The organism is Falsihalocynthiibacter sp. S25ZX9, from assembly GCF_041205405.1.
GTDB lineage: Bacteria > Pseudomonadota > Alphaproteobacteria > Rhodobacterales > Rhodobacteraceae > Falsihalocynthiibacter > Falsihalocynthiibacter arcticus.
On sequence record NZ_JBGFCD010000150.1, the window covers coordinates 1 to 329 of the forward strand.

The window sequence follows — 329 nt, forward strand, 5'->3', positions numbered from 1 at the left end:
CGTCGGGGCCACTCAATAAAATTGCATCTGGCGGGGAACTTTCTCTGTTTCTTCTGGCGTTGAAGGTTTGTCTCACTTCCGAAACGCGCGGAACCACAATGATTTTTGACGAAATCGACCGCGGGGTCGGAGTGGCGACGGCAGATGCCGTTGGGCGCCGTTTGGCTGAGTTGGCGACGCTGGGGCAAATCCTTGTTGTGACTCACTCGCCGCAAGTCGCGGCCCTTGGCGCGCATCACTGGCTGGTTCAGAAATCGGTCGAGGATGGCATGACTCTTTCCACGGTTGTTGCTTTGGGGACAGATGAACGTGTTGATGAAGTGGCACGG

General features: G+C 56.5%; 1 pseudogene. It reads left to right on the forward strand.

The features are described 5' to 3' along the window. Positions 1-329: pseudogene (locus AB9F29_RS21670) on the forward strand (DNA repair protein RecN); the annotation flags it as partial.